A 26294-nucleotide genomic window follows, 5' to 3' on the forward strand; every position below is an offset into this window, starting at 1 on the left:
GAGTCTATGCGTTGGGCGCGGGCGTGTCGAAAAGGGTTGCAACCCCAGCAGGAGGGGTTCTCCCTAAATGGCGCCATCCGAGTTCGGTGGCGATACGACCCCGCGGAGTTCGAGCCATAAATCCATTTCTAACCAAGAAAGGTTCAGCAACGGCTTCGACCGTTTCCGTCTCTTCTCCCACCGCAATCGCCAGCGTTGAAAGACCTACCGGTCCCCCATTAAATCGCTCGATTAGCGCTGTAAGAACTGAGCGATCTAACCGATCTAAACCTTTCTCATCAACCTCATACATTTCAAGCGCTGCCATCGCATCTGAGTGAGTGAGGGCATTTGCAGCTTTAGCGCTGGCTCCACCACTTGAACGTACTTGGGCATAGTCGCGGACGCGACGCAATAAACGATTGGCGATACGAGGTGTGCCGCGAGACCTGCCGGCAACTTCAAGTACTGCCTCTTCTTCAATTGTCAGCTGCAGTAGTGCAGCGCTGCGACGAATGACTTCAGCGAGTTCTGATGACTCATAGAAATCAAGATGTGCAGTAAATCCGAAGCGATCTCTTAGTGGACTTGGAAGTAAACCTGCGCGAGTAGTTGCTCCAACTAGTGTGAAGCGCGGCAGTTGCAAGGGAATCGCAGTTGCTCCCGGACCTTTACCAACAACAACGTCAACTCGGAAATCTTCCATTGCAAGATAAAGAAGTTCTTCGGCAGGTCTTGGCAAACGGTGAATCTCATCTAAGAAGAGAATTTCTCCTTCAACTAGTGAAGATAAAATCGCTGCTAAATCTCCAGCATGAGTGATTGCAGGGCCGCTGGTAATTCGAATCGGCGTTTGCATCTCGCTCGCCAAGATCAAAGCCAGAGTTGTCTTTCCTAGTCCGGGAGGACCGCTCAGCAAGATGTGATCGGCTGCAGAGCCGCGTGAACGCGCTGCTGATAACAAGACATCTATCTGGTCTCGAACACGATGTTGCCCAATGAAATCATCGAGAGTCTTTGGACGTAGCGCATGTTCGGCAGCTGAGTCATCCTGACTAAATTCTGGCGTAACTAAACGATCATCGCTCATATCTTTAGCCACTTTAACGCCCACCTTGCGAAAGCGCACGCTTTAAAAGATCAGAGAGTTCAAGTGTTTGCGCATCGATCCCATCTTCAGATAAACGTGACACAACGCTAGATATTGCCGCATCTGAATCCTTGGCGTTAAAACCGAGCGAGACTAATGCGCTAGTTAACTGTTCGCGCCAGACAGGTTGATGGCGATCGCTCTTTGATGAAGTTCCAAAATCAGTTAACTTGCCCTTTAACTCAAGGATCAACCGCTGCGCACCTTTTCGACCTATGCCCGGAACCTTCTCGATCGCCGATATATCTTCTTGGGCTACAGCAACGGCTAATTGCGATGGTGAGAGCGCCGAAACAATGGAGAGCGCAACCTTTGGACCAATTCCACTAACTGTCTGAACTAATTCAAAGAGAGCGCGATCTCCATCTTCTAGAAAACCGTAAAGCGTTAACGCATCTTCGCGAACTACCAGCGTTGTAAACAACTGCACTTGCACGCCAATATTCAACTGGGCAGATGTCTTCTGGGTAATTGAGAGAGACAAACCAACTCCGCCAACTTCAACTATGACCTTATCTGGCGAAATAGAGCGAACAACGCCGTTAACAAGTGAAATCATTTGCGAACCAACTTGGCTAGCCGTGATTTTTCAGCAGCTAGTGCAGATGCAATTTTGCTGTTGCCACCACCACGCCAAATGTGGCAGATCGCCAACGCCAGAGCATCGGTGCTATCAACCGGTTTAGGTATCTCGGTTAAGGAAAGCAATCTTTTTACCATCTCGGCGACTTGCACTTTATTGGCGCGACCCGAGCCAGTTACGGCAGCCTTCACTTCACTCGGTGTGTGCATTACAACTGGAATACCTGCTCTTGCAGCAACTAGTAGTGCAATACCCGCAGCTTGTCCGGTGCCCATCACGGTACGAACATTATGTTGGGAGAAGACTCTCTCAACTGCGATGCGATCAGGTTGATATTTGCTGACCCAATTGGTGATCTCTTCCTCGAGTTGCAACAGACGTTGTTCTAGCGGGTTATCGCTGGGAGTCTTGATGACTCCCACACTGATCAACTTAAGTGGTGATCCAGGTAGACCTTCAATTACACCAATGCCGCAGCGCGTAAGGCCTGGGTCGATACCCAAAACTCTCAGCGTTGCTTGGCTCATAACTTCAAAGCCTATGTCCGAGTCCGCAAAGAGCTAGGAAAGGCTCGCCATAACTTCGTCGGAGACATCAAAGTTACTGTAAACATTCTGCACATCATCTAACTCTTCAATGGCGTCAATGAGTTCAAAGACCTTGGTGGCACCTTCTGCATCCAAGGGAATGGACATCGATGGCAAGAATGATGAATCCGCAGATTCGTAATCAAGGCCAGAATTCTGCAACGCTGTGCGAACCGCAACAAGGTCACTAGCCTCGCAGACCACTTCAAAAGATTCGCCTAAATCGTTAACTTCCTCGGCACCGGCTTCAAGTACAGATTCAAGTATTTTCTCTTCTGTTACCGACTCCGCCTTGGCAATGATGATTACACCTTTGCGATTAAAGAGATAGGAAACAGATCCTGGATCTGCCATCGAACCACCATTGCGAGTTACGGCTACACGAACTTCTGAAGCTGCGCGATTTCGGTTATCTGATAAACATTCGATCATGATCGCAACGCCATTTGGACCATAACCTTCATACATGATTGTCTGCCAGTCAGATCCGCCAGATTCGAGTCCAGCGCCACGCTTTACCGCTCTTTCGATGTTATCGGCGGGCATCGAGTTTTTCTTCGCCTTTGCGATTGCGTCAAAGAGAGTTGGATTGCCGTCAACATCTGGCCCACCATTACGCGATGCAACTTCAATTGCTTTAATCAGTTTTGCAAAGTTCTTTGCACGGCGGCTATCGATTACCGCTTTCTTATGCTTTGTCGTTGCCCATTTGGAATGGCCTGACATGGCGTAACCTCAAACTTTCACTCTCGTTGAGCGGTATCTAAACCGCGTAATTCACTTCGCTTACTTTATCGCGCCTGTACAGACTTGATCAAAGAAGTAGCGATGTACGCGTAAATCTCCAGTTAACTCGGGATGGAATGAGGTTGCCAAGAGCCTTCCTTGTCGAACGGCTACCGCGTGCGATCCACGCGCGGTTTTCACTGATGCTAGGACCTCAACCGTTGCGCCGACTTCTTCTACCCACGGCGCACGAATGAAGACCGCGTGAAGATTAACGCCTTGAAAATCAAGATCGCTTTCAAAAGAATCAACTTGGCGACCAAAGGCATTTCGTCGCACTGTCATATCAATGCCACCGAAAGTTTCTTGGCCATCTGATCCATCAATAATTCGATCTGCTAAGAGAATCATTCCCGCGCAAGATCCATAGACCGGCATACCAGATTTGATTCGATCTCTTATCGGCTGCATCAAGTTAAAGGTATTAGCAAGGTGGGCAATCGTTGTTGATTCTCCCCCAGGAAGAATTAACGCATCAACTTCGGCAAGTTCTTCCGGGCGACGCACTGTGAGTGCCGCGTGGCCAGCGCTCTTTGCTGCAACTAGGTGTTCGCGAAAATCACCTTGTAGAGCAAGAACGCCAATCTTCATTTTCTAATGAACTACCAACCGCGATCAGCTAAGCGGTGTGGCGCAGGAAGATCGGCAACGTTGATTCCAACCATCGCTTCACCAAGACCACGTGAGGCATCGGCAATTACTTTTGCATCCTCGAAGAATGTGGTTGCTTTAACGCAAGCAGCTGCGCGAGTTGCAGGATCGCCTGACTTAAAGATCCCTGAGCCAATGAATACGCCGTCAGCGCCCATCTGCATCATTAAAGCCGCATCGGCAGGAGTTGCGATACCACCAGCAGTAAATAGAACGACAGGAAGTTTTCCGGTCTCAGCTACTTCTTTAACAAGTGCGTAAGGAGCTTGTAACTCTTTTGCGGCAACATAGAGTTCATCTTCGCGCATGGAAGATAGGCGACGGATTTCTGCCCCGATCTTGCGCATATGCATCATGGCGTTGGAAACATCTCCAGTACCTGCTTCGCCCTTTGAGCGAATCATTGCTGCACCTTCGTTGATACGACGTAGCGCTTCACCTAAGTTGGTTGCACCGCATACGAAAGGAACTTTGAAATCCCACTTATCAATATGGTTTTCAAAATCTGCTGGGGTTAAAACTTCTGACTCATCGATGTAATCGACGCCCAGAGATTCAAGAATGCGCGCTTCGACGAAGTGACCGATACGAGCCTTAGCCATTACGGGAATTGTTACCGCAGCCTTAATCTTTTCGATCATGTCTGGATCTGACATGCGTGCGACACCACCTTGGGCGCGAATATCTGCGGGAACTCGCTCGAGCGCCATAACAGCACAAGCACCTGCATCTTGAGCGATCTTGGCCTGCTCAACGTTGACGACATCCATGATGACGCCGCCCTTAAGCATCTCTGCCATACCGCGCTTAACGCGAGCTGTTCCGACTGCCTCTGACATCGCTAACTCCCTAAAAAATATCTATCCAAATAGTTAAGGGCTTAATACTACTTTGCTGCAGCAGATGGCGCATCTGCGGGGATTTTCGAAGGAATAGGCGTGAATACTGGTTCATTATCGGTTAGCGCGATCCAAATTTGCCCAGGTGCGAAGGGAATCGCTACTCCAGAAGTGGTTTTCCAAGTAGTTCCTGATTCAGGAGTTGGACGATCCCATAGCGCGGAAATGTATTTACCGTCGCGAAGAATGTAGCCACTTCCTGAACCGACCGTTGCGGTGAATGGAGTAACGCCTCCGAATTTATCTCCATATTCAGATGGAGTAATTGAAACGATCTGAATTACGAAGGTACTCGCACCTAAATGAACGCCACTGGCTGCAATGTTTGGAACACCTTTGTGTGAGAGCAGCCAGCGCTTCTCGGCATTTGACCAGACCGCATCGTATGAATTTGCTGGCCAGGAAACTTTCGCTGATGCAATAGCTGTTCCAGTATCGAAGGATTCTGCGAAGTTCCATCCAACGCTCTTCGAGATCGCGACAGGCAGTTCCTGTTCCTTAACTTTTTGCATCAAAGTTTGCGCCTGCAGCATCATCGCCGTTGGTGCGCTACGAAGCGGATCATTGGAATAGATTTCGCGTGACTGGCGTTGCGCACCTAGGTTCTCAAGGTTTGCTTCAGATATAACCGGTAACAACTTCTTCTGCGCTCCGCTGTAGGCAAAGGCAACGCGGCCAAACTGTTCCAGAATTTCTATATCTGAGATTCGCGCGCTTCTTATAGGTCCAATTACCGTCGGGATAGTTGAGGAGAAGACGGCAGCCAGTCTGGTGAGCCCACCTTCTACTTGCTCGATATAAACCACATCAGCATCTTCGAGCCCCGCTTGTGGATGTGCAGGCGGAGTGTCATCGATCTTTACCACCAGGATTGGTCCATCGCTTCCGATGCGACCACTTAATGAGTTAACCGGCTCTGGATCCTTAAAGACATTTTCGATATCGCCCAATTTAGAAAACTGATCAGGCGAAAGAACGCTTAAGCCGACCACGAGTATTGAGGTGGTTCCAATTAAGGAGATTGCAAACTTTTTAAAGAACATCGGCTTCGAACTCGTAGGTCACGGGAAGTGGTGCTCGTCCGGCTAAACGAAAAATCCTAAAGACTGGCTTACGTCGCACCATTTGCGTGCGATTGACAGCATCAACATGTAGAGCGATTGCGATGCGAATCTTGTCGGTTAACTCGCTTAACTCTCTCAACAAATCCTTTTCGATTGAGCCACTAACCAAATGACCATCATTCAATAAGAGACCGAGCGCACCCGATAGTCCACTTTCGGCTTGCGAACGTGCGCTCATTTCAGCGTCTCGTGCTTGGTGCGCAGCAGCAGTCAAGAGAAGCGAAGAAGCAGGATCAGCGATCTCACTCTTAGCAATCTCTAAAGCGACTGCTGCGCGACGTTGTAGTAGGCCATCAAGATTTGCCCAACTGGTTTCAACGCGATTATGAAGTCGATCTAACCTCGTTGCCGAATACGAGAGATACCAAATTGAAAAGATAATGATGAAGGCAATGAAGAAGTATTTTTCCATCTAACTTCCTTCTCTTCCTAGGAAGCGATTCCAGGCGCGATTTTCTGAAGAAAGAGTTACCCCAGAACTTCCCACAAGAGCCATTTCGTATATTGAATAAATATCTTCTGCGACGACATCCCAGTCAAATCGTTGTGCGTACTCTTTGCCTCGCTTAGCAAGTGCTCTGCGCTTGTCGCCATCGCGCAGTAGATCTATTGCAACGCGCGCCAGATCTTGGGGATCTTCTGACTTAAAGAGCGCACCAAATTCTCCATTGCCAAGCAGCGAATCAAAAGCTGGGATATCGCTGGCAAGTACCGCCGCTCCCCCAGCTAACGCCTCTGCCAGAATAATGCCGAAGGATTCTCCTCCAGTGTTTGGCGCTACATAAATAGCAACTGATGAGAGAAAATCAGCTTTCTCTTTCTCAGAGATTCTGCCAAGAAATTCGAAGCGGCTTCGTAGTTGAGGATCAATGCTTTCTAGTACCTCTTTACTCTCGCCTGGTCCAGCAACTAAAACTCTTACATCAGGCGCAAAACGCGCGATTATTGGCAGCGCTTCGAGTAGGACAGGCAAACCTTTGCGCGGCTCTTCATAGCGGCCAATAAATCCAATTGTGTTACCGCTCCATTTCTCAACCACTTCGCCATCGCGATATCGATCAGCATAAATACCGTTTGGAATCACAACCGCGTCAGTTTCTAGGTGCTCGGTCAGAGTGGAACGGGCGGCTTCACTTACTGCGATTCGCGCAGTTAACTTTTCAATCACCGGCTCAAGGATTGGTCCAATTGCAAATATCGCCTTCTGACGTTTTGCAGCAGCATGAAATGTTCCCACCATTGGTCCTTCGGCAGCCCAACATGCCAATAACGAAATTGATGGAATCGCTGGTTCGTGTAGATGTAAAAGATCAAATTTTCCATTGCTGATCCACTGGCGCACTCTGGCAAATGCGATTGGCCCAAAGAGCAGGCGCGCCACGGCTCCGTTATATGGAATGGCTAAAGGTTTTCCCGCACTTGTTACATATTCAGGAGCCTTCTCTTCATCAACAACTGGTGCTAAAACGGATACGTAATGACCTTTGGCGATTAGATACTCGGCCAAATCACGAACATGGCTCTGTACGCCACCCGGTGTATCCCAACCGTATGGACAAACTAATCCGATCCGTAATTTTTTCTGGTTCATGCGCTTCGCTCCTGGAAATCTCCATCAATCCAGATTCGCTGCAACATATGCCAATCTTGTGGAGATGATGCGATTCCTTTTGCAAAGAGGTCAGCACAACGCTGAACTACTTGAGAAACTCTTTCTTCTTCACTTCCCGTTGTTGGAATCTCAACTGAATTGAAAATGATGTGGATTCCAGTAGGTGTGTAAGAAACATATGCCGTTATTAGCGGGATGCCAGTTCTGATTGCAAGTAGTGCTGGGCCGGCGGGCATGCGTGCAGGATGTCCGAAGAATGAAACATCTACGCCGCTCTTAGAAAGATCGCGATCGGCAACAAGGGCGATCAACCGACCTTCCCGCGCCCTTTGCAGAAGGGTGACGATTGATCTTGAATCAAGTGAAAGAACTTCCATCCCGATATTCTGGCGATACTCCAAGAATTTTTTGAAGAGCGCTTCCGGCTTTAAACGCTCGGCAACAGTTACGAGTGGGAATCCCATTCCGCAGAAGTAAGAGCCTGCATGATCCCAGTTTCCTGCGTGAGGAAGGGAAACAACTACACCAGTTCCGTTCTTCATTGGCGAGGTTAGTAAATCTTCACCGTCAACAGTGACTGTTGCAGCAATTCGCTCACGTGACCAATCTGGCGATCTAAATGTGTCACACCAATAACGCATGTAAGAACTCATGGCGCGGCGCATCAGCTCGTCCATCTCAGATGAAGAGTAAGTGGGGCAAACTCGTGACAGGTTAGAGCGCAGTCTTTTCACGCTTGAACCGTTTCGCAAAAGCGCATACTGACCGATTTTTTCAAAAGTTTTATATGCAAACTTTTCTGGAAGCGCTCGTACGAGGCGCCAACCAGCGAAGTACCCACCTGCTACTGCGAAATCAAAATTCATTGCGTTACAGCGCTGCCTTCACAATCAAAATTCGTTGGATTACGGTTACTAGGGCGAGAATCAGTAGAAGCCAGATACCGATCGCTAGAGCAAAAGGAACTCCAAGACCTTCCAGACCAATCGCAGTTAAAGAGATGATCAACCGTTCGGTTCGCTCAGCGATTCCGCCAGAACAGGCGATTTGCATACTTTCGGCTTTGGCTCTGATGTATGGAACGAGTGAGCCAAAAACTAGTGCGACAATCACAACGGCAGTTAATGGGTCATCTGCGTCTACTAAGTAAAGTGTTAAACCAGCCAGAATCGCCGAATCTGTAATTCGATCAATTGTTGAATCTAAAAATCCGCCCCAAGCGCTAGCCCCCTTGTGAGAGATACGAGCCATGGCGCCATCAAAGAGATCGCTAAGTGCAAAGAAGGAGATTACGAGCGTTCCGATAAAGAAATCGCCTTTGGGATAGAAATAGAGCGCTGAAGTGACAAGGCCAAGTGCGCCGATAAAGGTGACTGCATTTGGAGTTAAACCAATAGCAAGGGCACCGCGAGCGATCGGATTGATAGCGCGGGTGACTGCGGGTTTTAAAGAGGTGCTTAACATCAGGTCCATCGTAGGCTCACCTGCGGATTTTCACCTATTCTGACGCCTGTGAGTTCAGAGAGAGATAGCGCTAGTCCGCGTATCCATATATATGGACATGTTTCCTCGCAACCAAAAGCGCTAGCCGAACTCTTCGGTGCGGTTCATTCCAATGAACCAATAGCCGAGAGTGAACTAGCTATCTTTGCAATTAATCCCGCTGCCGGAATTGATCAAGAAACGATTGATCTTTGGACCACTCTCTCTGACTTCCAGTTACCACGTTTAGTTGTTGTAAATGAACTGGAGGGAAGCGATTCAGATTTCGACGATGCGGTATTACTTGCTAATCGAGTCTTCGATCCTCTAGTAACCCCGTACTTAGTTCTCCATGACGATGCAGGAAATCCATCTGCACTGATTGATCTCGAAACGCTCGAAATAATTGATTATTCGCAAAGCCCCATTTCACGTAGAGATAGCGATGCGGAACATAAAGAGTTAGTTGCAGATTTCAGAAGTGAATATTTAGAAGCGGTAGAAGATGCGGGAGAAAGCGCGTTTGAGGCAGGTTTACTCTTTCCAGCAATTCCAGTCGTGATCAGCAAAGGAATCGGTCTGGATATTGTGAACGCTTTTATAGCAAGAGCGGTAAGAAGTTAACTACCAAGCCTGTGCGAGCTCGGCACGTGTTTGAGCTAGAAGAACTGGCAAGACCTTGGTCTGTCCGATGATCGGCATGAAGTTAACATCGCCAGACCAGCGCGGAACAATATGTTGGTGGATATGTTCTGCAACTCCGGCACCTGATATCGCGCCTTGATTCATACCAAGATTAAAACCTGCTGGCGCCGAAACCTTACGTAGAGTTTTCATCGCATGCGCGCTTAGCTCGAATATTTCGTTACGTTCTTCCTGATTGAGTTCGGTTAAATCTGCGACATGGCGATATGCGCAAATAAGTAAGTGACCCGCGTTATACGGATAGAGATTCATAACGACATAAGCGCTTGTTCCGCGAGCAACAACTAGGCCTTCTTCATCGCTCATCTTGGGAATTTCACAGAAGGGGCAAGTGACTTCATTTCCTGCAAGCGGTCGGTTCTCCCCCTTTAAATACTCCATACGATGCGGCGCCCAAAGTCGTTCCCAGCGATCGGGCATTCCTACCCCACCTGGAATAACTTGGTCGCCTTCACGCATTGCTTAAACCTGTTTACGATCTGTAATCGCGCTGCGAATCTCCGCAATGGCATCTGCAACCGCGATTGAGTTCTTCTGTTCACCGTTGCGATAGCGAATCGAAACTTTGCCTGCTTGTTGATCTTCCTCACCTGCGATCAGCATGTAAGGAACTTTCTGCATCTGCGCATTGCGAATCTTCTTCTGCATCCGGTCATCAGAGGCGTCCAAATCGATTCGGATACCCGCTGCTTTAAACTCTCTAACAACCGAGGCAAGGTAATCCGCGAAAGCTTCAGCAACTGGGATGGCAGTTACTTGTACTGGCGCCAACCATGGAGGGAATGCTCCTGAGTAGTGCTCGGTAAGAACTCCGAAGAATCGCTCGATAGAACCAAATAGAGCGCGGTGAATCATCACTGGACGCTGACGAGTTCCATCGGTTGCGGAATATTCAAGTTCAAAGCGTTGAGGCAACTGGAAATCAACTTGGATAGTAGACATCTGCCAAGTGCGACCAATGGCATCTTTAGCTTGAACTGAAATCTTTGGCCCGTAGAACGCTGCGCCACCTTCATCCAGAACTAGTTCTAGTTTTTGGGCCAACGCAGCTTTACGTAGCGCTTCGGTTGCTTCGGCCCAGTCGCTATCTTCTCCGACAGATTTTTCAGGGTTGCGAGTAGATAGCTCGAGATAGAAATCTTCTAAGCCGTAATCGCGCAATAAATTAAGAACGAAAGTTAAGAGTGAATCTAACTCACCCACCATCTGTTCTTTGGTGCAGTAAATGTGGGCATCATCTTGGGTAAAGCCGCGCGCACGAGTGAGTCCATGAATTACACCTGATTTTTCGTAACGATAGACAGTTCCAAATTCAAAGAGACGAAGTGGAAGTTCGCGATACGAGCGTCCGCGCGATGCAAAAATTAAATTGTGGAAAGGGCAGTTCATCGGCTTCATGTAGTACTGCTGTCCAGCACGCTTGATAGTTCCGTCAGCGTGTAGCTCTTCATCCATAACCATCGGTGGATACATACCTTCTGAGTACCACTGCAAGTGGCCAGACTTTTCGAAGAGCGCAGCCTTAGTTAGATGTGGTGAGTAAACGAATTCGTAACCTTCATCTTCATGGCGCTTGCGTGAATAATCTTCCATCGCGCGACGAACAATGCCGCCCTTGGGATGAAAGACCGCAAGACCTGAGCCAATTTCCTCCGGAAACGAGAATAGATCGAGTTCGGTACCAAGGCGGCGATGATCGCGCTTTTCTGCTTCTGCTAAAAGTTCTAAGTAAGCCGCCAACTCTTCTGGAGATGGCCAAGCAGTGCCGTAGATGCGTTGCAGCATTGGATTCTTCTCAGAACCGCGCCAATATGCGGCTGCGCTACGCATCAATTTAAATGCGGGGATGTGCTTCGTTGATGGAAGATGCGGACCACGACAAAGATCAGACCAGACGGGTTGTCCATCGCGACCTAAATTGTCATAGATAGTGAGCTCTGCTCCCCCAACCTCTACGCTGGCTTCCTCTCCGGCGCCAGATTTAATTCCAATTAACTCGCATTTATATGGCTCGTTCGCCAACTCTTTAAGAGCATCTGCTTCGTTTGTAACGCGACGACGAAAACGTTGGCCTTCTTTTACGATCTTGCGCATCGCGCTTTCAATCTTCTCTAAATCTTCTGGGTTGAAAGGACGCTCTGGATCGAAGTCGTAATAAAAACCATCAGTGATTGGTGGACCGATACCGAGTCGAGTTTGTGCAAAAACTTGTTGTACCGCTTGCGCCATTACGTGCGCTGTTGAGTGGCGCAGAACTGATAAACCTTCAGGCGAAGAAATTGAAACTCCCTCGACAACATCACCATCTTTGAGATCAGTCCATAGGTCTTTGAGTTCGCCATTTATCTTGCAGACGACGATCTCTTTGCTTTCGGCGAAGAGATGGGTCGGGCGTTGGTCATCTGCAACGCTTACGGCGCGACCATCTACGGTGAGCGAGAGCTGGGACATGTTCCTAGCCTACCGAATGAGAATGCGTCTGGGCGCGAATTTCATCTAGGAAGGAGCGACATTGGCCATCAAAAATGAGATCGCGATTATCGATTGATGTAACGGCTAGACCAATTTTTAGACTTGAAATAACAATTGCAGAATCCACGCGTTCTATGTCGTGACGCGTCAATGATTGAACGGTAACCCCACATCTTTCGATGGTTATGGCGCGTTGAACTCCAGGTAAAACGCCCGCACTTAGCGGGGTCGTAACCCACTGCCCATCAATTAGGAAGAGAAAATTTGAGACCGCACCTTCGGTTATCTCACCCGATTCATTGACGCAGATGATCTCGTCAAAGCCGTCTCGCTGCGCTAACTGCAGCAAACCGGTTCGGTGGCTATATGGAAAGGTTTTAAATGCGATTGGGTCAACCAATCTGCTTTCATCTATGACCTTCAATTTTGCAGGTAGTAAAATTTCATCATAACTTTGATGTACAGCGACAAACCAATCTTTTGAGAATAGCAATCGCAATCGGCCTAGCTGATGAGGTTCTGCAGTAAGCAGCGCCGCGATTGCATCTCTGATCTGATCCTCGCCAGGTAACTTAATTTCGAAATTTCTGGCAGCGGTTGCTGCTCGGCGCATATGGCGCGCTAATTCGAAAACCTCACCATTTTCAGTTCTGATGGTTTCGAAAACACCGTTCCCTACCGGCCAACCATCGGAGTCAAGATCGATTACTTGAGAATCACAGATTTGGTCGTTAAGCCAGATCTTCATTTGATAGATCCTCCTGCTATCGAAATCAGACGTTGCGCCTTTAGCTCTGTCTCTTCCCATTCCAAAACCGGATCGCTTCCGTAGGTAATTCCAGCACCGGTTCCAAACTTTAGAAGCCCATCGTTTTCCTGCCAGAAGATGCGAATCGCAACTGAAAGTTCAGCGCGATCTCCTTCTACCCAACCCAGCACACCACAGTAAGGACCGCGTTTTATCTCTTCATTTTCTGCAATTACAGACAGTGCCGAACTCTTTGGCGCCCCGCTGATGGAACCGGCAGGAAGTAACGCCTCAAAAATTTCCGACCAAGAGATATCTTTCCGCAGTTGGCCAACAACGTCAGAGACCAAGTGGCGCAGACCGGGATGTTCTTCGCTTCGAAGTAGTTGAGCAACATCCACGGAGCCGGGCTCACAGATACGCCCGAAATCATTGCGCATCAAATCAACGATCATCACATTTTCGGATTGATCCTTATTGCCAAACCCCTGTTCGCCCAAAGTTTGTGTGCCTTTTATCGGTGAAGTCTTCACCGAAGAACCATTACGTGACAAAAAGAGTTCGGGGGATGCAGATGCAATTTTTAACTGCGGGATAGAGAGATATGCGGCATGTGGCGCGGGGTTCTCGCTTAGTAATTTGCCAAAGAGCGAAGCAAGTTCTTCTCGATCTGATGCAACCTGCAACTGTCGACAAGCGTTGACTTGGTAAACCCAACCATCGGATATCGAACTTCGAATATTTTCTACATACTTGCCGTACTGAACTTTGCTAAGAGATGAGACCCAATCGCCTTCCAAGGGCTTCCAATGCGAACCGCTAAATGGGAAATCTGCTTCAAAGTTAGATCTAAACCTAGCAAGAGTTACTTCCCCTTCAAAAGAGATCGCCACCGCCCAAAAGTTTCCATCATCGAGTCGCGAAAGATCGTTCGTTACTTCGACAAGAGATCTGGCATACCTTCGACCCATCCAGAATGAGTCATCGCGCAGATCCATAGCCCTAACGCTACGGTGAAAGCGCTCACTTTGGCGGATAGCCCCTTGCTGCGCTAGATTTGCCCCCGCACGAAATGCGGACGTAGCGCAGCTGGTAGCGCGGAACCTTGCCAAGGTTCAGGTCGCGGGTTCGAACCCCGTCGTCCGCTCGGATTCTCCGCCGCTTTGGAATTAATTTTTCAGGTGGCGGTTTTTCTATAAGTGAAAAGATCAGCAAGAAGATAGTAAAAGAATGGTCGGATGGCCGAGAGGCGAGGCAAGGGACTGCAAATCCCTCTACACGGGTTCAAATCCCGTTCCGACCTCCAATATCGAATAGCAATAGTTCAAAACAGTTCTACTGGAGGAGAAGATGAGCGAAGATCAATCACAACGTCCGTGGGGACGCTATGAAATCTTGCAAGAAAGTGATGCTCATAAAGTTAAAACGATCTGGGTCAATCCAGGTAAACGTCTTTCATACCAACGCCATGAAAAGCGCGCAGAACATTGGTTCATCGTTCAGGGTCAGGCGAAGATAACTTTGAATGGTGATTCATTTGAGATGACTGTTGGTGATTCAATAGATATCGAAATCGGCGATCTTCACCGCATCGAAAATATTGGATCAAACGATGTAATTTTCATCGAAGTACAGACAGGTAGTTACTTTGGCGAGGATGATATTGAGCGTATCGAAGACGATTTCGGTCGCTAAATAGCCTCGGCTATACTTTCGACCACAACTTAATAGATACCGAAGTTTTAGACCCGGACGATTGGCTCAGCGGTAGAGCACCACATTGACATTGTGGGGGTCACTGGTTCGATCCCAGTATCGTCCACAAAATTATTTTTTAATTGGGGTTTCTATGAAGTCAATCTCTTGGTCAGAAGGCATCTGGACACGACCGCCTGTTTCGCAAACCTCAAAAGATAATTGCTTAATTGTCGAAGCGTCAGAGGGAAGCGATTGGTGGCGTACAACATCTTATGGATTCATCCATGACGACGGTCACGCTCTCCTTAGAGAATTTCCACAAGATAGTTCGATAGAGGTCTCGTTTATTCTCAACTTTGGAGAGCAATTTGATCAATGTGGAATTCTCGTAAGAAGTGATGAGGAAAATTGGATTAAAGCAGCGGTTGAATTCAGTGATGGATATCCGCAACTTGGATCTGTAGTTACTCAAACTCGTTCAGACTGGTCGACCGGTCGTGTTCCCGAGTGGATAGGCAAGGAAGTGACAATTCGCGTTAGTCGAACCGGTGACGCAATTGCAATAAGAGCAAGAGCGGACGATGACTTTCGACTTGTTCGCGTTGCACCGCTCGATAGTAAACGGTCGTGGAAAGCGGGCCCTATGCTCTGCGCTCCAAGTAGAGCGGGATTTGTTGCCACAATGACATCTTGGTGCGCAGGAGAACCAGACAAAGAACTTCACTGATCAAGCACCTCTAGTGTTTGAATGTAATCTGTGAGTGTCATGCGCAAGAGCGGAGCGCGATTTTATCAGAGAGAGACGGGCTTAGATTTGTCCATGTCATGACGTGAAGTGGCGCAACTACTTACTCAGCTTTCAGTATTACTATTTATTCGTGAGCGCCAACAACCAGATGCCCTGCGACTTTTGCGGGCAACCTTACGATCCAGTTTCATCTCGATGGTTCTGTCCGAACTGTCACATGAAAACTAATTGTTGTGATGGCGCACCTTGCCCAATTCCAGATGCACCAACGATGAAGATTGAAGGGACTGCTTAAATGGAGAAGGAGCCTCGCACCGGATTTATGGGCGAATGGGATCGCCTATCGCCAAATATGAAGATCGTCGCGGTAATTCTTCTGATCATTCCGATCTTTCTATACCCACCATCAGTATTTCTTTACATGGGCTATGCCGTGTATCTGAATGTGCGGGATAAGCGAAAGAAGTAGCAGGTGGCACCAAAAGACTCAACAAGAGAAGCGCATTTTCCATCGATAGAGAAGAAGCATGGCGAACCAATGAAGTACTGGTTTGCGGTTATGAAGAAGCTAGATAGCAAGAAATACCCAGAACAGATAGCGCACTTGCGAGAGAATTATGGTTTCTCTCAAGCACATGCAAATGCGCTCGTAATGTTCTCAAGAGGATCCGTATCATCTAGAAGGCACGAAACTTCGGCTGATTATTTCAAAAGTATCAAGCCTGAGCAGGCTAAGACGATGAAGAAGATTTTCAAGGCTATTCAGAGCAAGTTTCCCAAGCTAGAACTTGTCATCGCTTGGAATCAGCCGATGCTAAAGAATGGCGATGAGTATATTTTCGGTGCATCTGCCGCTACTAATCACATTCTGATTGCGCCATGGGATCAGCAAGTCCTCAAAGAGTTCACCCCACACTTTGCTGAATATCGAGTTAATAAGAAAACCATCGCACTACCTAACGATTGGCCAGTGGATGAGAAGCTGTTGCAGAAAATGATCAAGGCGAGCATTAAGAAATAACTTCTATTTGTGCCACTTCGCGTGAGAGGATCTGCGCATGACTAGAGCCAAACTTGAATGCTTTGCCAAGGAAAAACTCACCTTCGGAGCCTCTCCACTGCAACGACTTGATCGGTTAACCGAACACCTCGGTGGCAAAGTAGAAATCTGGGCAAAGCGCGAAGATGTGAATTCAGGGTTGGCTTATGGCGGAAATAAGACGCGCAAGCTTGAGTACTTGGCAGCAGAAGCGCTGGCAACAGGTTGTGACACTCTCGTTTCAATTGGTGGAGTTCAGTCAAACCACACTCGCCAAGTTGCTGCGGTTGCGGCTCACCTTGGTTTGAAATGTGTTTTAGTCCAAGAACACTGGGTTGATTGGGAAGAAGTTAATTACGAGAAGACTGGCAATATTTTATTGAGCCGCATTATGGGCGCAGAAGTTCGCCTGGATCCAGCGGGTTTTGATATCGGCTTCAGAAAATCTTGGGAAGAAGCGATTGCCGATGTAATTGCGCGAGGCGGAAAGCCTTATCCAATTCCAGCCGGTGCCTCAGATCATCCGCTTGGTGGTCATGGTTTTGCAGGTTGGGCTTTTGAAGTTGAAGATCAAGAGAAGGATCTCGGTTTCAAATTCGATAACGTAATCGTTTGCTCAGTTACCGGATCAACGCAAGGTGGAATGATCGCGGGTTTTGCTCACTCAAATCGTGCTGAAGGCGTTATTGGTATTGATGCATCAGCAACCGTTGAGAAAACTTGGGATCAGATCAAACGAATTGCATCTCGTACAGCAGCGGCGATTGATCTAGGGCGCGAACTTAAAGATTCAGAAATCGTTCTGCTAGATCGTTGGCATGATGGCATCTATGGAGTTGCTGGTCCACGAACAATCGAAGCGATTCGCTTAGCGGGAAGTTTGGAAGGCATGATTACTGATCCGGTTTATGAGGGTAAATCGATGGCGGCAATGATTGATTTGATCCGTGAAGGTTTCTTTAAAGAAGGTTCACGAGTTCTCTATGCACACTTAGGTGGACAGCCAGCGATTAACGGATATACCGGCGCTTTCTAAGCGATTTATAAGTAATTACTTTGTGAACGTTGGTTGTAAAACTCCGAGGTCGAGAACTCTCTCAATTAGCGCCATTGCTTGCACCAGCCTGTCTTCTTGATTGGCTCTAGCAACAACGCCAACAGCGACCGGCAACCCATCAACTAAGCCCATCGGAAGTGCGCCGATTGGAGTTCCTGCGATCGCTGGCGCCATTGAGATCCACGATGCAGAACCGTAATCATCTCCCCCGCCTAGATTACTCTTCCATGCAGGTGCATAGGTTTCACCGATCAAAATATCGAACTTTTCAAATGCAGGTGCCAAGACTCTATTGACCGCCCAATCCAAATTTTCGCTTCGCAACTTTTGATAATCTCTATTTCGGCCACCTAACTTGAGTGCCATGTCAAAGTATTCCTGACCGAAGTGCTGCAACTCGGCACCCTTATTTGCGAGATTGAAATCAACAACATCTTGCAAAGTCTTTACGCGCGCGCCTTGACGAGTTAATAGGTAGGTAGCTAAATCTTCATTTAGTTCATGCATTAAAACCTTGAACTCTGACTCGCCTTCTTGATCACTTGGGGACGGCAGAGATATCTCGGCAACTTTTATTTGTTTACTCAACTTGCTAACAAGTTCTTGGAAGAGTTGATTTGTGACAGGGTTCTGAGTTGCCCATTCCTTCACCACTCCGATACGAATCTCAGATCTACCGTTTACTGCAGACTGATATCCGCTTTTTCCAGTTAGCACTTCTAACAAGAGCGCCGCCTGCGCAACGCTCTGCGCCATTGGCCCTGGTGTGTCCTGGCTACCGCTAATCGGAATCATCGCATCGCGTGGAATCGAACCAACAGTTGGCTTAATACCAACGCAGCCATTTAACGAGGCGGGACAAACAATTGATCCATCGGTTTCACTACCAACTGCCATAGAAACGATTCCGGCACCAACAGCTGCGCCTGACCCTGAAGATGAACCGCCTGCGCTGTGCGCATGTTTCCAGGGATTAGCGGTAAGTCCACCAACTGCAGACCATCCACTAGTTGATTTTCCAGAGCGAATATTTGCCCACTCAGAAAGATTTGTTGAACCGATAATGGTTGCACCAGCAGCACGCAATCGTTTGGCAATAGTTGAATCGCGAACAACTGGAGTTTCTGCCAGAGCCAACGAACCAGCAGTTGCAGGTAGCCCCAACGCTTCTATGTTGTCCTTAATCAGAATAGGAACACCAGCCAGAGGGCCGTCAATCTCATTAAAAGTTAGATCCTCGCTGACCGCCAATACGGAATTTAGTTGATAACCAGAAGCGTCAATCTCAGCAATTTTGCTTAAAGATCTCTCAAAACTATCTTTACTCGCCATCTAGTATCAATTCGCGGCGTGAGTTTCGATGAAGATTTTGGAGTTCTCAAAGATTATTTCAGCATCGTAATCGAGGGTGGCAACGTGGTAGCTATTGGTTAGTTCAATCCTCTGTTTAATTCTAGAACCTACGCCCTTCATGATTATTTCGGTATTTGATACTGGAAGGGTGTGGTCGTCAACGCTATGGAATAACTGCATTGGGACGGTGACGTCATGCAGGCGTTCCCTTGTGTATTTCAACATAATCAAGAGTTGATGGATTCCTCTTGTAGGTAAGGCGTCATAACCCCACTCCGAGATACCTGGACGCTTTATGTCATCGCCCACTGATTTGCGCATCTTTTGAAATCTCGAAAGAACGAAGGCCAATTGCGGACTAACCATCGCTACGTGAATCATTGGATTGACCAAGATGATTCCGCTGATCCGATTCGAATAACGCGTAGCAACATTTAGCGTTGTTCCGCCACCCATGGAAAGGCCACAGATGAATACCTTTGAACAAGTTTTGAAAAGTTCTGCTAACTCGGCTTCAACTTTGGCGGGCCACTGCTCCCATTTAACTTCATTTAAATCCTCGGGTTTAGTGCCGTGGCCAGGCAGTAAAGGAACTCTGACTGTAAATCCTCTTTGATTTAAATACTCTGCCCAAGGTCGCATCGACGCCGGCGATCCGGTGTATCCATGAACCAATAGAACACCGACAGTTTTATTTTTTCCGCTTCCATCTGCTGCCCAATCTTCAAGCAGACCAGCGGGCGCTCCAATTACTCCCATTTCTAAAGCGTAGCGATATCTCGCTGTCAGGGCTATGGATTAGCCTTACATTCATGTCGGTACATGCACTCTCTCTTGCAGAAACCACATTTGTAGTTCTCGACCTCGAAACCTCAGGGGCGGCCCCATCAACAGGCGCTGCAATTACCGAGATCGGTGCCCTGAAAGTTCGGGGTGGCGAAATAATCGGTGAGTTTCAAAGTTTTGTAAACCCTGGTCATTCACTTCCTGATTTCATAACAGCGCTAACTGGCATAACCGATTCGATGCTCTTTGATGCGCCAACAATTGCCGAAATTCTTCCAACGTTCTTTGAGTTTCTCGGTTCTCATCACGAAACGGTTCTTGTCGCCCATAATGCTCCGTTCGATATTGGTTTTCTAAAAGCAGCAGCGATTGAAAGTGAAAACATTTGGCCTGAATTTATAATTGTAGATACAGTTCGAATTGCCAGATCTGCCTTGGGTCGCGACGAGGTGCAAGATTGCAAACTATCAACCTTGGCCGAATTTTTCGGGGCATCTATCGAACCTAACCATCGCGCCTTAGATGATGCCCGGGCTACCGTTGATGTCATGCACGGAATCTTTGAACGCCTCGGAACCTTTGGAGTATCAACGCTCGGAGAGCTAACGACCTTCAAGCGTAAGCGTGAACGTAAAGCCCTAGATTAATTAGCGGCTAATTTATTGCTCAGCAGAACCCATTCGCCAAGCAAAGAATTTGCCTTTCCAGAGTCAACGCTCTCTGTCGCCTTCTTTAGTGACTTACTCAAACGTTCATGAATCGAGAGCTCGAACTCACCATCAAAAGCAGCGATCGCAGCGGCAGCGTTGAGTAATACTGCATCTCTAGGCGTTCCGCGTTCCCCGGAAAAGATCGCTTTGGTGATGCGAGCATTTTCTTGCGCATCTCCCCCAACCAGAGCCGAAATCGGCGCGTTAGCTAATGAAAAGTCCTGAGCGTCGATGCGATCACTGGAGATTTCACCATTACCGATTGTTAGAACTGAAGTTGTCGTGGCCAAAGTGATTTCATCCAAACCATCATCTCCGCGGAATACGAAACCTTCTACGCCACGTTCGGCCAGCACTTGGGCCATCACTAAATGCATTCGATCATTGGCAACGCCTATGGCTGCGGCTTTCGGCTTGGCTGGATTGGCTAGCGGGCCAAGGATGTTAAAAACCGTGGCGGTTGCTAACTCTTTACGCGCCGGCGCTGCAAAGCGCATCGCTGGATGAAAAATTGGTGCAAAGCAGAAACCGATTCCGAGTTCTGAAACAGTTTGTGCTACCTTCGCACCATCTAGATTGATTGCAACGCCGAGGGCTTCGAGAAGGTCGCCGGCGCCAGATTTCGAAGACGCTGCCCGATTGCCATGTTTAACTACTCGCGATCCGGCTGCCGCCGCGATGATCGCTGCGGTAGTTGAAATATTGATGGTGTGGGCACCGTCGCCGCCAGTTCCGACAGTATCTACGGCGCGTTCATTTATAGTTATTGGTGCGCAAAATTGATACATCTGAGCAACAAGCGCTCCGACTTCTTCGGGATTCTCGCCTTTATTTTTTAGCGCAATCAAGAAACTCTTCAAAAGTTCTTTATCGGCGCGATCTTCCAGGACTTCGCGCATGACAGATTGCGCCTCTAGCGGTAGGAGATCAAGACCGTTTTCTAATTTGGCGATAACGCCGGCCCAATCAAGTGAGCTCATTTAACAATCGCTTTCGTTTATTGGTTAAGCAGTAGCAACTGCGCTGGTGCGCATTAAGTTTGCAACGGTATTTGCCAAGGTGAATGGGTCGATCGGATGGATAACGCTAGCTTCGGCGCGCGACCATGCGGCAAGCCAGGCATCTTCTCGTCTTCCAGTTATCAAAAGAACTGGCGGACAGTTAAAGACCTCATCTTTGAGTTGGCGGGCGATTCCCATGCCGCCTTCAGGTACTGCTTCCCCATCTAAAATAAAAAGATCGGCGCGGAGATTTCCAGAGACGTTCTTGCGATCTATATAAGAGCGAAGCGCGGGCCCTGTAGCGAATTCCTCAATCTGATGTTCTGGCAGATCGGCCGCAACTTTCTTTCCCAAAGCGGCAACAATCGACTGGCGCACCGCAGAATCATCGGAGTAAACAATGATGATCGGCTTGTGTGGAGAACTCATGGGGTAAGTCTAATCAAAGCGGCGAGAATTCCCAGCCAGTTTTAGGGTGGAAATGCGTGACCCGTTTCACCAAAAAGTAGGGCATTTTAAGTGTCAGAACCAAGGCTATAACTAGGTAGGTGAGCCCACTTTCAGGGATACTTGCCCCATGACCAGCACCTCAACTGCGACCCATCACAATATCAATCGTCCGAACATGGTGGCGGTCGGAACGATCGTATGGCTCTCAAGCGAGTTGATGTTCTTTGCGGCGCTCTTTGCAATGTATTTCACTACGCGCGCAGTCCAAGGCCCAGAGATCTGGCTTGAGTCAACGAAGGTTCTAAATATTCCTTTCGCTGCATTTAACACAACAGTTTTGGTTCTCTCATCTGTTACCTGTCAGTTCGGAGTATTTGCCGCTGAACGTTTCCAAGCAAAGCGCACCGGTTCACTTCTTAACGTTAAATCTTGGGGCATGCGCGAATGGTTCTCCCTAACCTTCCTGATGGGTGCATTCTTTATCTCCGGTCAGGTTTATGAATATGCGCATCTAACTCAAGAAGGTTTGGCTCTTTCAACTAACGCCTACACATCTGTCTTTTACCTAGCAACCGGCTTCCACGGATTACACGTAACCGGCGGGTTGATTGCATTCCTGATTGTCATGGTCCGAGTCGCAAAGGCGCGACGTTTCACCCACAACCAAGCTACAACAGCGATCGTTGCCTCTTACTACTGGCACTTCGTTGATGTTGTTTGGATTGCACTCTTCGCAGCGATCTATCTAATTAAATAATTTAACTATCGAAAGAAATGGAAGATAACTTGAAGCGTCTCTCACGTTTTCGCAGACACCGCGCAGTAGCCCCACTTCTCTTGGTGCTTGCACTTCTTTCAATAGGAACGACTTTCTCAGTTGCGGGTGCCGCGACTAGTACTCCGATCACTGCTGCCGAAAGAAGCGCTTTAATCGAAGAAGGTAAAGAGATCTTCCTTAAGGGATGTTCCTCTTGCCACGGCCTAAATCTTGAAGGCAGCGCTATCGCTCCTGCACTACTAGGAGTCGGTGCAGCGTCCGTAGATTTCCAAGTGGCAACAGGCCGTATGCCAGTAGCTGATATGAGCCAACAAATCGCGCGTAAGGATCCTGTTTATGATGAACGAGAAGTAGAGGCTCTTGCAGCCTATGTTGCATCTCTTGCTCCAGGACCTGAAATTCCTGGCGAAGAACATTTAAATTACGAACGCGATGGATCTCTTGCAGAAGGTGGAGAGCTATTCCGTACAAACTGCGCGATGTGCCACAACTTCGCCGGACAAGGTGGAGCGTTAACTCGTGGAAAGTACGCGCCAACAGTTATGGGCGTTACTTCACGTCATATATATGAAGCGATGGTTACCGGTCCTCAATCAATGCCGGTCTTCTCTGATAAGACAATCACTCCTGAAGAAAAACTCTCAATTATTAAATGGATTAAAGCCGCTGAAGTTGAACCGCAGTTAGGTGGCGCAGCGTTAGGTCGCGTTGGTCCTGTAACAGAAGGTTTATTAGTTTGGACTCTTGGACTCGGACTGCTTATTGGTGTTGCAGTCTGGCTAGCGATGAAGGCGAGATAGGTAAATATGTCGAATGAAATCGAAGCGATAAAAGATCCAGGGCTACCAGTACACGTTCATCGCCGCGCTGATACCGATCCAAAGGCCGCTAAGAAAGCCGAGCGCCAAGTTGCGATTCTCTTCCTACTCTCTGCCGCCGGAACAGTTCTCTTAATCGCCTCATACCTTTTCATTCCGCAAGATGTCTTTATCTTCTTTCCGATACTTGGCAGCACTAACGCACACCAACTCTTTCTTGGTCTCGGAATGGCTGCATCTCTCTTCTTTATCGGAATGGGCGCGATCCATTGGGCAAAGACATTAATGCCGGATGAAGAAGTAATTATTCAGCGCCATGAATTTCGATCACCGGATGAAGATCGTGAAGAATTCGTAAAGGCTGCCAAGGATGGCGCTGAGGCAGCAGGGCTAGGTCGTCGTTCACTTATCAGGCGCACTCTTGGGCTATCTCTTGGCCTCGCAGGTTTATCACCACTTATTCTGCTTGGCGACCTTGGACCTCTTCCAGATGAAGAGCAGAAAATGACATCTTGGAAGAAGGGCACTCGCTTAGTCACGGATCCAGGTGATCGACCAATTCGACCTGAAGATCTAGAAGTTGGCGCGGTTGCACAAACTTTGCCAGCGATCGCAGCTGGAGAGCATCGCAAACTATCCGATATCGCAAAAGATGCCGTCTTGTTGATTCGCCTTCGCCCTGAAGAGTTTAATCTGGATGCCGAACGACTTTCTTGGACCCATGAAGGCATCATCGCCTTCTCAAAGATTTGTTCACATATGGGATGCGCGGTTGCCTTGTACGAGCAGCAAACTAAGCACCTGCTCTGCCCTTGCCACCAGTCAACCTTTGATGTGACGCGCGCCGCGAAGGTGATCTTCGGACCATCTGCCCGACCACTGCCTCAACTCGCGATAACAGTAGATTCCGAGGGATACTTAGTCGCACAGAATCCATTTAACGAACCTGTAGGACCTAGCTTTTGGGGGCGCTCAGCATGACAGCACGTGAAAGAATCGCAGGCAGCGTTGCAAATTACGTTGATGAAAGAACTGGCGCTGCCAAATGGATGAAGAAGAATTTAACAAAGGTCTTTCCTGACCACTGGTCATTCCTTCTAGGCGAGATCGCGCTCTACTCATTCGTTATCCTGCTTCTCTCTGGTACGTATTTAACTTTCTGGTTTGATCCATCACAGCGCGAAGTTATTTATGATGGAAGTTACGCACCACTTCAAGGTATCGAAATGTCTGCGGCATATGCATCCGCACTTGATATCTCATTTGAGGTTCGCGGCGGGCTCTTGATGCGTCAAATTCACCACTGGTCTGCGCTAATTTTCATGGCAGCAATTGTTGTTCACTTGATGCGCGTTTATTTCACTGGCGCATTCCGTAAGCCTCGCGAATTCAACTGGATTATCGGAGTTGGTCTACTAACTCTTGGAATCGTCGAAGGCTTCCTTGGATATTCACTCCCTGATGATCTGCTTTCAGGAACTGGTATTCGTATCGCTGAAGCGATAATTCAGGCTCTACCTGTTGTTGGTTCTTACCTTTCCTTCTTCGCCTTTGGTGGCGCATTCCCAGGAGAAGCCTTTATCCCACGTATCTATACCGTTCACGTTCTTCTTCTACCAGGAGCGTTCTTAGCGCTGATTACAGTTCACTTGATGTTGGTCTGGTACCAGAAGCACACTCAATACCCTGGCCCAGGTCGTACAGAGAAGAACGTTGTTGGTTACCCACTTCTTCCTGTCTACATGGCAAAAGCAGGTGGCTTCTTTTTCATTGTCTTCGGCGTAACTGCATTCCTTGGCGCAGTTGCTTCCATTAACCCAATCTGGCTCTACGGTCCGTATACGCCTGCACAGGTTTCAGCTGGATCCCAGCCCGATTGGTATATGGGCTGGCTCGATGGGCTAGTTCGTATGGCTCCCCCACTTGAAAGTTATATCTTCGGATACACAATCTCATGGAACATTTTGATTCCAGGTTTAATAGTTCCGGGAATCTTGTTTACCGGAATGGCGCTCTATCCATTTATCGAAAGTTGGATAACTGGAGATAAGCGCGAACACCACCTTCTAGATCGTCCGCGCAATGCGCCAAACCGCACAGCGCTCGGCGTCATGTCACTTACCTTTATGTTAGTTGCGCTAATTAACGGTGGTAACGACATTATCGCCGTGACCTTCGACCTATCGATCAATCAGATAATGTGGTTCTCGCGAATTGCTATCTTCGTTCTTCCACCTATTGCCTTTGTAATCACTAAACGGCTTTGTCTATCTCTACAACGCGCAGATCGCGAACTCGTATTACACGGCCGCGAAACTGGTCGCTTAGTCATGATGCCGCACGGTGAATTCGTTGAAGTTCATGAGCCAATCTCACCTGAGAAGGCTTGGATTCTGACGCAACATGAGCAGATGCCGGCGCTAGCTCTCGAAGAGCACGATGCCAGCGGAGTGCGCCGTCCTAAGGCGTTGAAGAATAAGTTGCGTGCACGTATGAGCAAGGCTCATGCTGTATCGATTCCGAAGGCCACCGCTGAAGATCTAAAGCAGATCGAGAACCACTAATTAAAGTAGTTTGTAGCTTAATTAGTTTCGCAGATTGCCTTTAAGCGCACCAAGCTCTTAGCAATCCATTTTGGGTTGTGGGCCATCGCGCCCGTTATCTTGAGCCAGTGCTTCGCAAAGAACGGTATTTCTCGGGCATCAAAGGTTTCGGTTACGCGGGTATTGCCATTTGCTAGCTCCTCTAGCTGATAACTCCAGGTCCACTTCATCAAGTGACACCATGAGATCTTGCGACCTTCTTCAAAAGCCACAACGGTATTGGTGATGCGATATGGCAACCTGATCTTCATTGCCATTCCGAACTTCGCACCAAGATGAAGTCGAACTGGCCCCGAGATACTCCCCTGCACCGTCCCAGAGCCATCGAAGAGTTGGTGGCAACGTGGGTCTGCAATCAAGTCAAAGATTTGTTGCGCCGGTGCGTTAATTTCAATTTGCGCAGAAGTAGCGAGATCAGAACCAGTATCTAGAATCTCTGCTCGTACCTTCTCCATAGCGATCTCTTTCAGGTGCT

General features: G+C 48.2%; 31 protein-coding genes and 3 tRNA genes. 14 read left to right on the forward strand and 20 right to left on the reverse strand.

Annotated features, from left to right (window positions below; genetic code table 11):
• Nucleotides 1-4 precede the first annotated feature (4 nt).
• The 11 genes from ruvB to pgsA are packed head-to-tail and all read right to left on the reverse strand — an operon-like array spanning nt 5 to nt 8835.
• A complete protein-coding gene (ruvB, locus tag A1s21148_RS03885; protein ID WP_095671818.1) occupies nt 5-1069 on the reverse strand; it encodes a Holliday junction branch migration DNA helicase RuvB in 1065 nt (354 codons plus the stop codon).
• 13 nt (nt 1070-1082) lie between these two features.
• Nucleotides 1083-1688, reverse strand: a complete 606-nt coding sequence (gene ruvA, locus A1s21148_RS03890) for a Holliday junction branch migration protein RuvA (protein ID WP_095671156.1) — start codon at nt 1686-1688, stop codon at nt 1083-1085.
• Complete coding sequence (gene ruvC / locus A1s21148_RS03895; RefSeq protein ID WP_223299346.1) at nt 1685-2239, reverse strand: crossover junction endodeoxyribonuclease RuvC; 555 nt, start codon at nt 2237-2239, stop codon at nt 1685-1687. Before ruvC ends, ruvA begins: the two co-directional genes overlap by 4 nt.
• A 33-nt stretch (nt 2240-2272) precedes the next feature.
• Complete coding sequence (locus A1s21148_RS03900) at nt 2273-3025, reverse strand: YebC/PmpR family DNA-binding transcriptional regulator (RefSeq protein ID WP_095671157.1); 753 nt, start codon at nt 3023-3025, stop codon at nt 2273-2275.
• A 60-nt stretch (nt 3026-3085) separates the two neighbouring features.
• Complete coding sequence (gene pdxT, locus A1s21148_RS03905) at nt 3086-3676, reverse strand: pyridoxal 5'-phosphate synthase glutaminase subunit PdxT (protein ID WP_095671158.1); 591 nt, start codon at nt 3674-3676, stop codon at nt 3086-3088.
• 11 nt (nt 3677-3687) lie between these two features.
• Nucleotides 3688-4575 carry a pyridoxal 5'-phosphate synthase lyase subunit PdxS gene (pdxS, locus tag A1s21148_RS03910; protein ID WP_095671159.1) on the reverse strand — a complete coding sequence of 296 codons (888 nt, stop codon included), beginning with the start codon at nt 4573-4575 and terminating at the stop codon, nt 3688-3690.
• 47 nt (nt 4576-4622) lie between these two features.
• Nucleotides 4623-5678: a DUF3048 domain-containing protein gene (locus tag A1s21148_RS03915; RefSeq protein ID WP_095671160.1), complete on the reverse strand. Its 1056-nt coding sequence runs from the start codon at nt 5676-5678 to the stop codon at nt 4623-4625.
• Nucleotides 5668-6171, reverse strand: coding sequence for a hypothetical protein (locus A1s21148_RS03920; RefSeq protein ID WP_095671161.1), 504 nt, complete (start codon nt 6169-6171; stop codon nt 5668-5670). The genes A1s21148_RS03915 and A1s21148_RS03920 overlap by 11 nt, the downstream gene beginning before the upstream one ends.
• A complete protein-coding gene (locus tag A1s21148_RS03925; protein WP_095671162.1) occupies nt 6172-7350 on the reverse strand; it encodes a glycosyltransferase family 4 protein in 1179 nt (392 codons plus the stop codon). It abuts the gene before it with no gap.
• On the reverse strand, nt 7347-8237 hold the full coding sequence (locus tag A1s21148_RS03930; protein ID WP_095671163.1) for a phosphatidylinositol mannoside acyltransferase: 891 nt from the start codon (nt 8235-8237) through the stop codon (nt 7347-7349). Before A1s21148_RS03930 ends, A1s21148_RS03925 begins: the two co-directional genes overlap by 4 nt.
• A gap of 4 nt (nt 8238-8241) precedes the next feature.
• Nucleotides 8242-8835: a phosphatidylinositol phosphate synthase gene (gene pgsA, locus A1s21148_RS03935; RefSeq protein WP_095671820.1), complete on the reverse strand. Its 594-nt coding sequence runs from the start codon at nt 8833-8835 to the stop codon at nt 8242-8244.
• Between the two features lie 48 nt (nt 8836-8883).
• Between pgsA and A1s21148_RS03940 the strand changes: the two genes are divergently transcribed.
• A complete protein-coding gene (locus A1s21148_RS03940; RefSeq protein WP_095671164.1) occupies nt 8884-9477 on the forward strand; it encodes a hypothetical protein in 594 nt (197 codons plus the stop codon).
• On the opposite strand, the gene A1s21148_RS03945 is transcribed toward A1s21148_RS03940, so the two are convergent.
• Genes A1s21148_RS03945 through A1s21148_RS03960 form a run of 4 tightly spaced genes read right to left on the reverse strand, consistent with a single transcriptional unit; the run spans nt 9478 to nt 13776 of the window.
• Nucleotides 9478-10017, reverse strand: coding sequence for an HIT family protein (locus tag A1s21148_RS03945; protein ID WP_095671165.1), 540 nt, complete (start codon nt 10015-10017; stop codon nt 9478-9480).
• Nucleotides 10018-10020: 3 nt separating this feature from the next.
• Nucleotides 10021-12009: a threonine--tRNA ligase gene (thrS, locus tag A1s21148_RS03950; protein WP_095671166.1), complete on the reverse strand. Its 1989-nt coding sequence runs from the start codon at nt 12007-12009 to the stop codon at nt 10021-10023.
• A 4-nt stretch (nt 12010-12013) separates the two neighbouring features.
• Complete coding sequence (locus tag A1s21148_RS03955; protein WP_190276861.1) at nt 12014-12778, reverse strand: aminotransferase class IV; 765 nt, start codon at nt 12776-12778, stop codon at nt 12014-12016.
• Nucleotides 12775-13776 (reverse strand): chorismate-binding protein, encoded by a 1002-nt coding sequence (locus A1s21148_RS03960; protein WP_223299347.1) that lies wholly within the window; start codon nt 13774-13776, stop codon nt 12775-12777. Before A1s21148_RS03960 ends, A1s21148_RS03955 begins: the two co-directional genes overlap by 4 nt.
• Nucleotides 13777-13852: 76 nt before the next feature.
• Between A1s21148_RS03960 and A1s21148_RS03965 the strand changes: the two genes are divergently transcribed.
• The 8 genes from A1s21148_RS03965 to A1s21148_RS03995 all read left to right on the forward strand — a co-directional run bounded on the left by A1s21148_RS03965 (nt 13853) and on the right by A1s21148_RS03995 (nt 17299).
• A tRNA-Gly gene (locus tag A1s21148_RS03965) sits at nt 13853-13925 on the forward strand.
• 85 nt (nt 13926-14010) lie between these two features.
• Nucleotides 14011-14084: transfer RNA gene (locus A1s21148_RS03970), tRNA-Cys, on the forward strand.
• A gap of 44 nt (nt 14085-14128) precedes the next feature.
• Nucleotides 14129-14473: a phosphomannose isomerase type II C-terminal cupin domain gene (locus A1s21148_RS03975; protein ID WP_095671168.1), complete on the forward strand. Its 345-nt coding sequence runs from the start codon at nt 14129-14131 to the stop codon at nt 14471-14473.
• A gap of 55 nt (nt 14474-14528) precedes the next feature.
• A tRNA-Val gene (locus A1s21148_RS03980) sits at nt 14529-14600 on the forward strand.
• A gap of 27 nt (nt 14601-14627) precedes the next feature.
• Entirely contained in the window at nt 14628-15203 is a 576-nt protein-coding gene (locus A1s21148_RS03985) for a DUF1349 domain-containing protein (protein WP_095671169.1), read from the forward strand.
• Nucleotides 15204-15519: 316 nt separating this feature from the next.
• The gene (locus A1s21148_RS07520) at nt 15520-15693 is read left to right on the forward strand and encodes a hypothetical protein (protein ID WP_190276862.1); all 174 of its coding nucleotides are present in this window, start codon (nt 15520-15522) and stop codon (nt 15691-15693) included.
• A 3-nt stretch (nt 15694-15696) separates the two neighbouring features.
• Nucleotides 15697-16245, forward strand: a complete 549-nt coding sequence (locus tag A1s21148_RS03990; RefSeq protein WP_095671170.1) for a DUF4287 domain-containing protein — start codon at nt 15697-15699, stop codon at nt 16243-16245.
• 37 nt (nt 16246-16282) lie between these two features.
• Entirely contained in the window at nt 16283-17299 is a 1017-nt protein-coding gene (locus A1s21148_RS03995; protein ID WP_095671171.1) for a 1-aminocyclopropane-1-carboxylate deaminase, read from the forward strand.
• Between the two features lie 15 nt (nt 17300-17314).
• On the opposite strand, the gene A1s21148_RS04000 is transcribed toward A1s21148_RS03995, so the two are convergent.
• Nucleotides 17315-18652 carry an amidase family protein gene (locus A1s21148_RS04000; protein ID WP_095671172.1) on the reverse strand — a complete coding sequence of 446 codons (1338 nt, stop codon included), beginning with the start codon at nt 18650-18652 and terminating at the stop codon, nt 17315-17317.
• Nucleotides 18653-18658: 6 nt separating this feature from the next.
• Nucleotides 18659-19432 carry an alpha/beta hydrolase gene (locus A1s21148_RS04005; RefSeq protein WP_095671173.1) on the reverse strand — a complete coding sequence of 258 codons (774 nt, stop codon included), beginning with the start codon at nt 19430-19432 and terminating at the stop codon, nt 18659-18661.
• 53 nt (nt 19433-19485) lie between these two features.
• Here A1s21148_RS04005 and A1s21148_RS04010 point away from each other — a divergent pair, with 53 nt between their 5' ends.
• A complete protein-coding gene (locus A1s21148_RS04010; RefSeq protein WP_095671174.1) occupies nt 19486-20106 on the forward strand; it encodes an exonuclease domain-containing protein in 621 nt (206 codons plus the stop codon).
• Here the strand turns inward: A1s21148_RS04010 and trpD are convergent.
• Nucleotides 20103-21149, reverse strand: coding sequence for an anthranilate phosphoribosyltransferase (trpD, locus tag A1s21148_RS04015; RefSeq protein WP_095671175.1), 1047 nt, complete (start codon nt 21147-21149; stop codon nt 20103-20105). The two genes, A1s21148_RS04010 and trpD, sit on opposite strands and share 4 nt — an antisense overlap.
• 24 nt (nt 21150-21173) lie before the next feature.
• Nucleotides 21174-21599 carry a response regulator gene (locus tag A1s21148_RS04020; RefSeq protein WP_095671176.1) on the reverse strand — a complete coding sequence of 142 codons (426 nt, stop codon included), beginning with the start codon at nt 21597-21599 and terminating at the stop codon, nt 21174-21176.
• Between the two features lie 148 nt (nt 21600-21747).
• On the opposite strand from A1s21148_RS04020, the gene ctaE reads away from it, so the two are divergent.
• Genes ctaE through qcrB form a run of 4 tightly spaced genes read left to right on the forward strand, consistent with a single transcriptional unit; the run spans nt 21748 to nt 25780 of the window.
• Nucleotides 21748-22377: an aa3-type cytochrome oxidase subunit III gene (gene ctaE / locus A1s21148_RS04025; RefSeq protein WP_095671177.1), complete on the forward strand. Its 630-nt coding sequence runs from the start codon at nt 21748-21750 to the stop codon at nt 22375-22377.
• Nucleotides 22378-22394: 17 nt separating this feature from the next.
• Complete coding sequence (gene qcrC, locus A1s21148_RS04030) at nt 22395-23198, forward strand: cytochrome bc1 complex diheme cytochrome c subunit (RefSeq protein WP_223299348.1); 804 nt, start codon at nt 22395-22397, stop codon at nt 23196-23198.
• 6 nt (nt 23199-23204) lie between these two features.
• On the forward strand, nt 23205-24197 hold the full coding sequence (gene qcrA / locus A1s21148_RS04035; protein WP_095671178.1) for a cytochrome bc1 complex Rieske iron-sulfur subunit: 993 nt from the start codon (nt 23205-23207) through the stop codon (nt 24195-24197).
• Nucleotides 24194-25780 carry a cytochrome bc1 complex cytochrome b subunit gene (qcrB, locus tag A1s21148_RS04040; protein WP_095671179.1) on the forward strand — a complete coding sequence of 529 codons (1587 nt, stop codon included), beginning with the start codon at nt 24194-24196 and terminating at the stop codon, nt 25778-25780. Before qcrA ends, qcrB begins: the two co-directional genes overlap by 4 nt.
• Nucleotides 25781-25797: 17 nt before the next feature.
• Here qcrB and A1s21148_RS04045 read toward each other — a convergent pair whose 3' ends face one another.
• Nucleotides 25798-26274, reverse strand: coding sequence for an SRPBCC family protein (locus tag A1s21148_RS04045; RefSeq protein WP_095671180.1), 477 nt, complete (start codon nt 26272-26274; stop codon nt 25798-25800).
• Between the last annotated feature and the right edge of the window lie 20 nt (nt 26275-26294).

Origin of the sequence: Candidatus Planktophila lacus (assembly GCF_002287925.1) — a bacterium.
Classification (GTDB): Bacteria; Actinomycetota; Actinomycetes; order Nanopelagicales; family Nanopelagicaceae; genus Planktophila; species Planktophila lacus.

What these genes read in the sequence shown, in the direction of transcription:
- ruvB (WP_095671818.1), bottom strand. Translation starts at nt 1,069, where the DNA reads ATGAGCGATGATCGTTTAGTTACGCCAGAATTTAGTCAGGATGACTCA.
- ruvA (WP_095671156.1), bottom strand. Translation starts at nt 1,688, where the DNA reads ATGATTTCACTTGTTAACGGCGTTGTTCGCTCTATTTCGCCAGATAAG.
- ruvC (WP_223299346.1), bottom strand. Translation starts at nt 2,239, where the DNA reads ATGAGCCAAGCAACGCTGAGAGTTTTGGGTATCGACCCAGGCCTTACG.
- A1s21148_RS03900 (WP_095671157.1), bottom strand. Translation starts at nt 3,025, where the DNA reads ATGTCAGGCCATTCCAAATGGGCAACGACAAAGCATAAGAAAGCGGTA.
- pdxT (WP_095671158.1), bottom strand. Translation starts at nt 3,676, where the DNA reads ATGAAGATTGGCGTTCTTGCTCTACAAGGTGATTTTCGCGAACACCTA.
- pdxS (WP_095671159.1), bottom strand. Translation starts at nt 4,575, where the DNA reads ATGTCAGAGGCAGTCGGAACAGCTCGCGTTAAGCGCGGTATGGCAGAG.
- A1s21148_RS03915 (WP_095671160.1), bottom strand. Translation starts at nt 5,678, where the DNA reads ATGTTCTTTAAAAAGTTTGCAATCTCCTTAATTGGAACCACCTCAATA.
- A1s21148_RS03920 (WP_095671161.1), bottom strand. Translation starts at nt 6,171, where the DNA reads ATGGAAAAATACTTCTTCATTGCCTTCATCATTATCTTTTCAATTTGG.
- A1s21148_RS03925 (WP_095671162.1), bottom strand. Translation starts at nt 7,350, where the DNA reads ATGAACCAGAAAAAATTACGGATCGGATTAGTTTGTCCATACGGTTGG.
- A1s21148_RS03930 (WP_095671163.1), bottom strand. Translation starts at nt 8,237, where the DNA reads ATGAATTTTGATTTCGCAGTAGCAGGTGGGTACTTCGCTGGTTGGCGC.
- pgsA (WP_095671820.1), bottom strand. Translation starts at nt 8,835, where the DNA reads ATGTTAAGCACCTCTTTAAAACCCGCAGTCACCCGCGCTATCAATCCG.
- A1s21148_RS03945 (WP_095671165.1), bottom strand. Translation starts at nt 10,017, where the DNA reads ATGCGTGAAGGCGACCAAGTTATTCCAGGTGGGGTAGGAATGCCCGAT.
- thrS (WP_095671166.1), bottom strand. Translation starts at nt 12,009, where the DNA reads ATGTCCCAGCTCTCGCTCACCGTAGATGGTCGCGCCGTAAGCGTTGCA.
- A1s21148_RS03955 (WP_190276861.1), bottom strand. Translation starts at nt 12,778, where the DNA reads ATGAAGATCTGGCTTAACGACCAAATCTGTGATTCTCAAGTAATCGAT.
- A1s21148_RS03960 (WP_223299347.1), bottom strand. Translation starts at nt 13,776, where the DNA reads ATGGATCTGCGCGATGACTCATTCTGGATGGGTCGAAGGTATGCCAGA.
- A1s21148_RS03975 (WP_095671168.1), top strand. Translation starts at nt 14,129, where the DNA reads ATGAGCGAAGATCAATCACAACGTCCGTGGGGACGCTATGAAATCTTG.
- A1s21148_RS03985 (WP_095671169.1), top strand. Translation starts at nt 14,628, where the DNA reads ATGAAGTCAATCTCTTGGTCAGAAGGCATCTGGACACGACCGCCTGTT.
- A1s21148_RS07520 (WP_190276862.1), top strand. Translation starts at nt 15,520, where the DNA reads ATGGAGAAGGAGCCTCGCACCGGATTTATGGGCGAATGGGATCGCCTA.
- A1s21148_RS03995 (WP_095671171.1), top strand. Translation starts at nt 16,283, where the DNA reads ATGACTAGAGCCAAACTTGAATGCTTTGCCAAGGAAAAACTCACCTTC.
- A1s21148_RS04000 (WP_095671172.1), bottom strand. Translation starts at nt 18,652, where the DNA reads ATGGCGAGTAAAGATAGTTTTGAGAGATCTTTAAGCAAAATTGCTGAG.
- A1s21148_RS04005 (WP_095671173.1), bottom strand. Translation starts at nt 19,432, where the DNA reads ATGGGAGTAATTGGAGCGCCCGCTGGTCTGCTTGAAGATTGGGCAGCA.
- A1s21148_RS04010 (WP_095671174.1), top strand. Translation starts at nt 19,486, where the DNA reads ATGTCGGTACATGCACTCTCTCTTGCAGAAACCACATTTGTAGTTCTC.
- trpD (WP_095671175.1), bottom strand. Translation starts at nt 21,149, where the DNA reads ATGAGCTCACTTGATTGGGCCGGCGTTATCGCCAAATTAGAAAACGGT.
- A1s21148_RS04020 (WP_095671176.1), bottom strand. Translation starts at nt 21,599, where the DNA reads ATGAGTTCTCCACACAAGCCGATCATCATTGTTTACTCCGATGATTCT.
- ctaE (WP_095671177.1), top strand. Translation starts at nt 21,748, where the DNA reads ATGACCAGCACCTCAACTGCGACCCATCACAATATCAATCGTCCGAAC.
- qcrC (WP_223299348.1), top strand. Translation starts at nt 22,395, where the DNA reads ATGGAAGATAACTTGAAGCGTCTCTCACGTTTTCGCAGACACCGCGCA.
- qcrA (WP_095671178.1), top strand. Translation starts at nt 23,205, where the DNA reads ATGTCGAATGAAATCGAAGCGATAAAAGATCCAGGGCTACCAGTACAC.
- qcrB (WP_095671179.1), top strand. Translation starts at nt 24,194, where the DNA reads ATGACAGCACGTGAAAGAATCGCAGGCAGCGTTGCAAATTACGTTGAT.
- A1s21148_RS04045 (WP_095671180.1), bottom strand. Translation starts at nt 26,274, where the DNA reads ATGGAGAAGGTACGAGCAGAGATTCTAGATACTGGTTCTGATCTCGCT.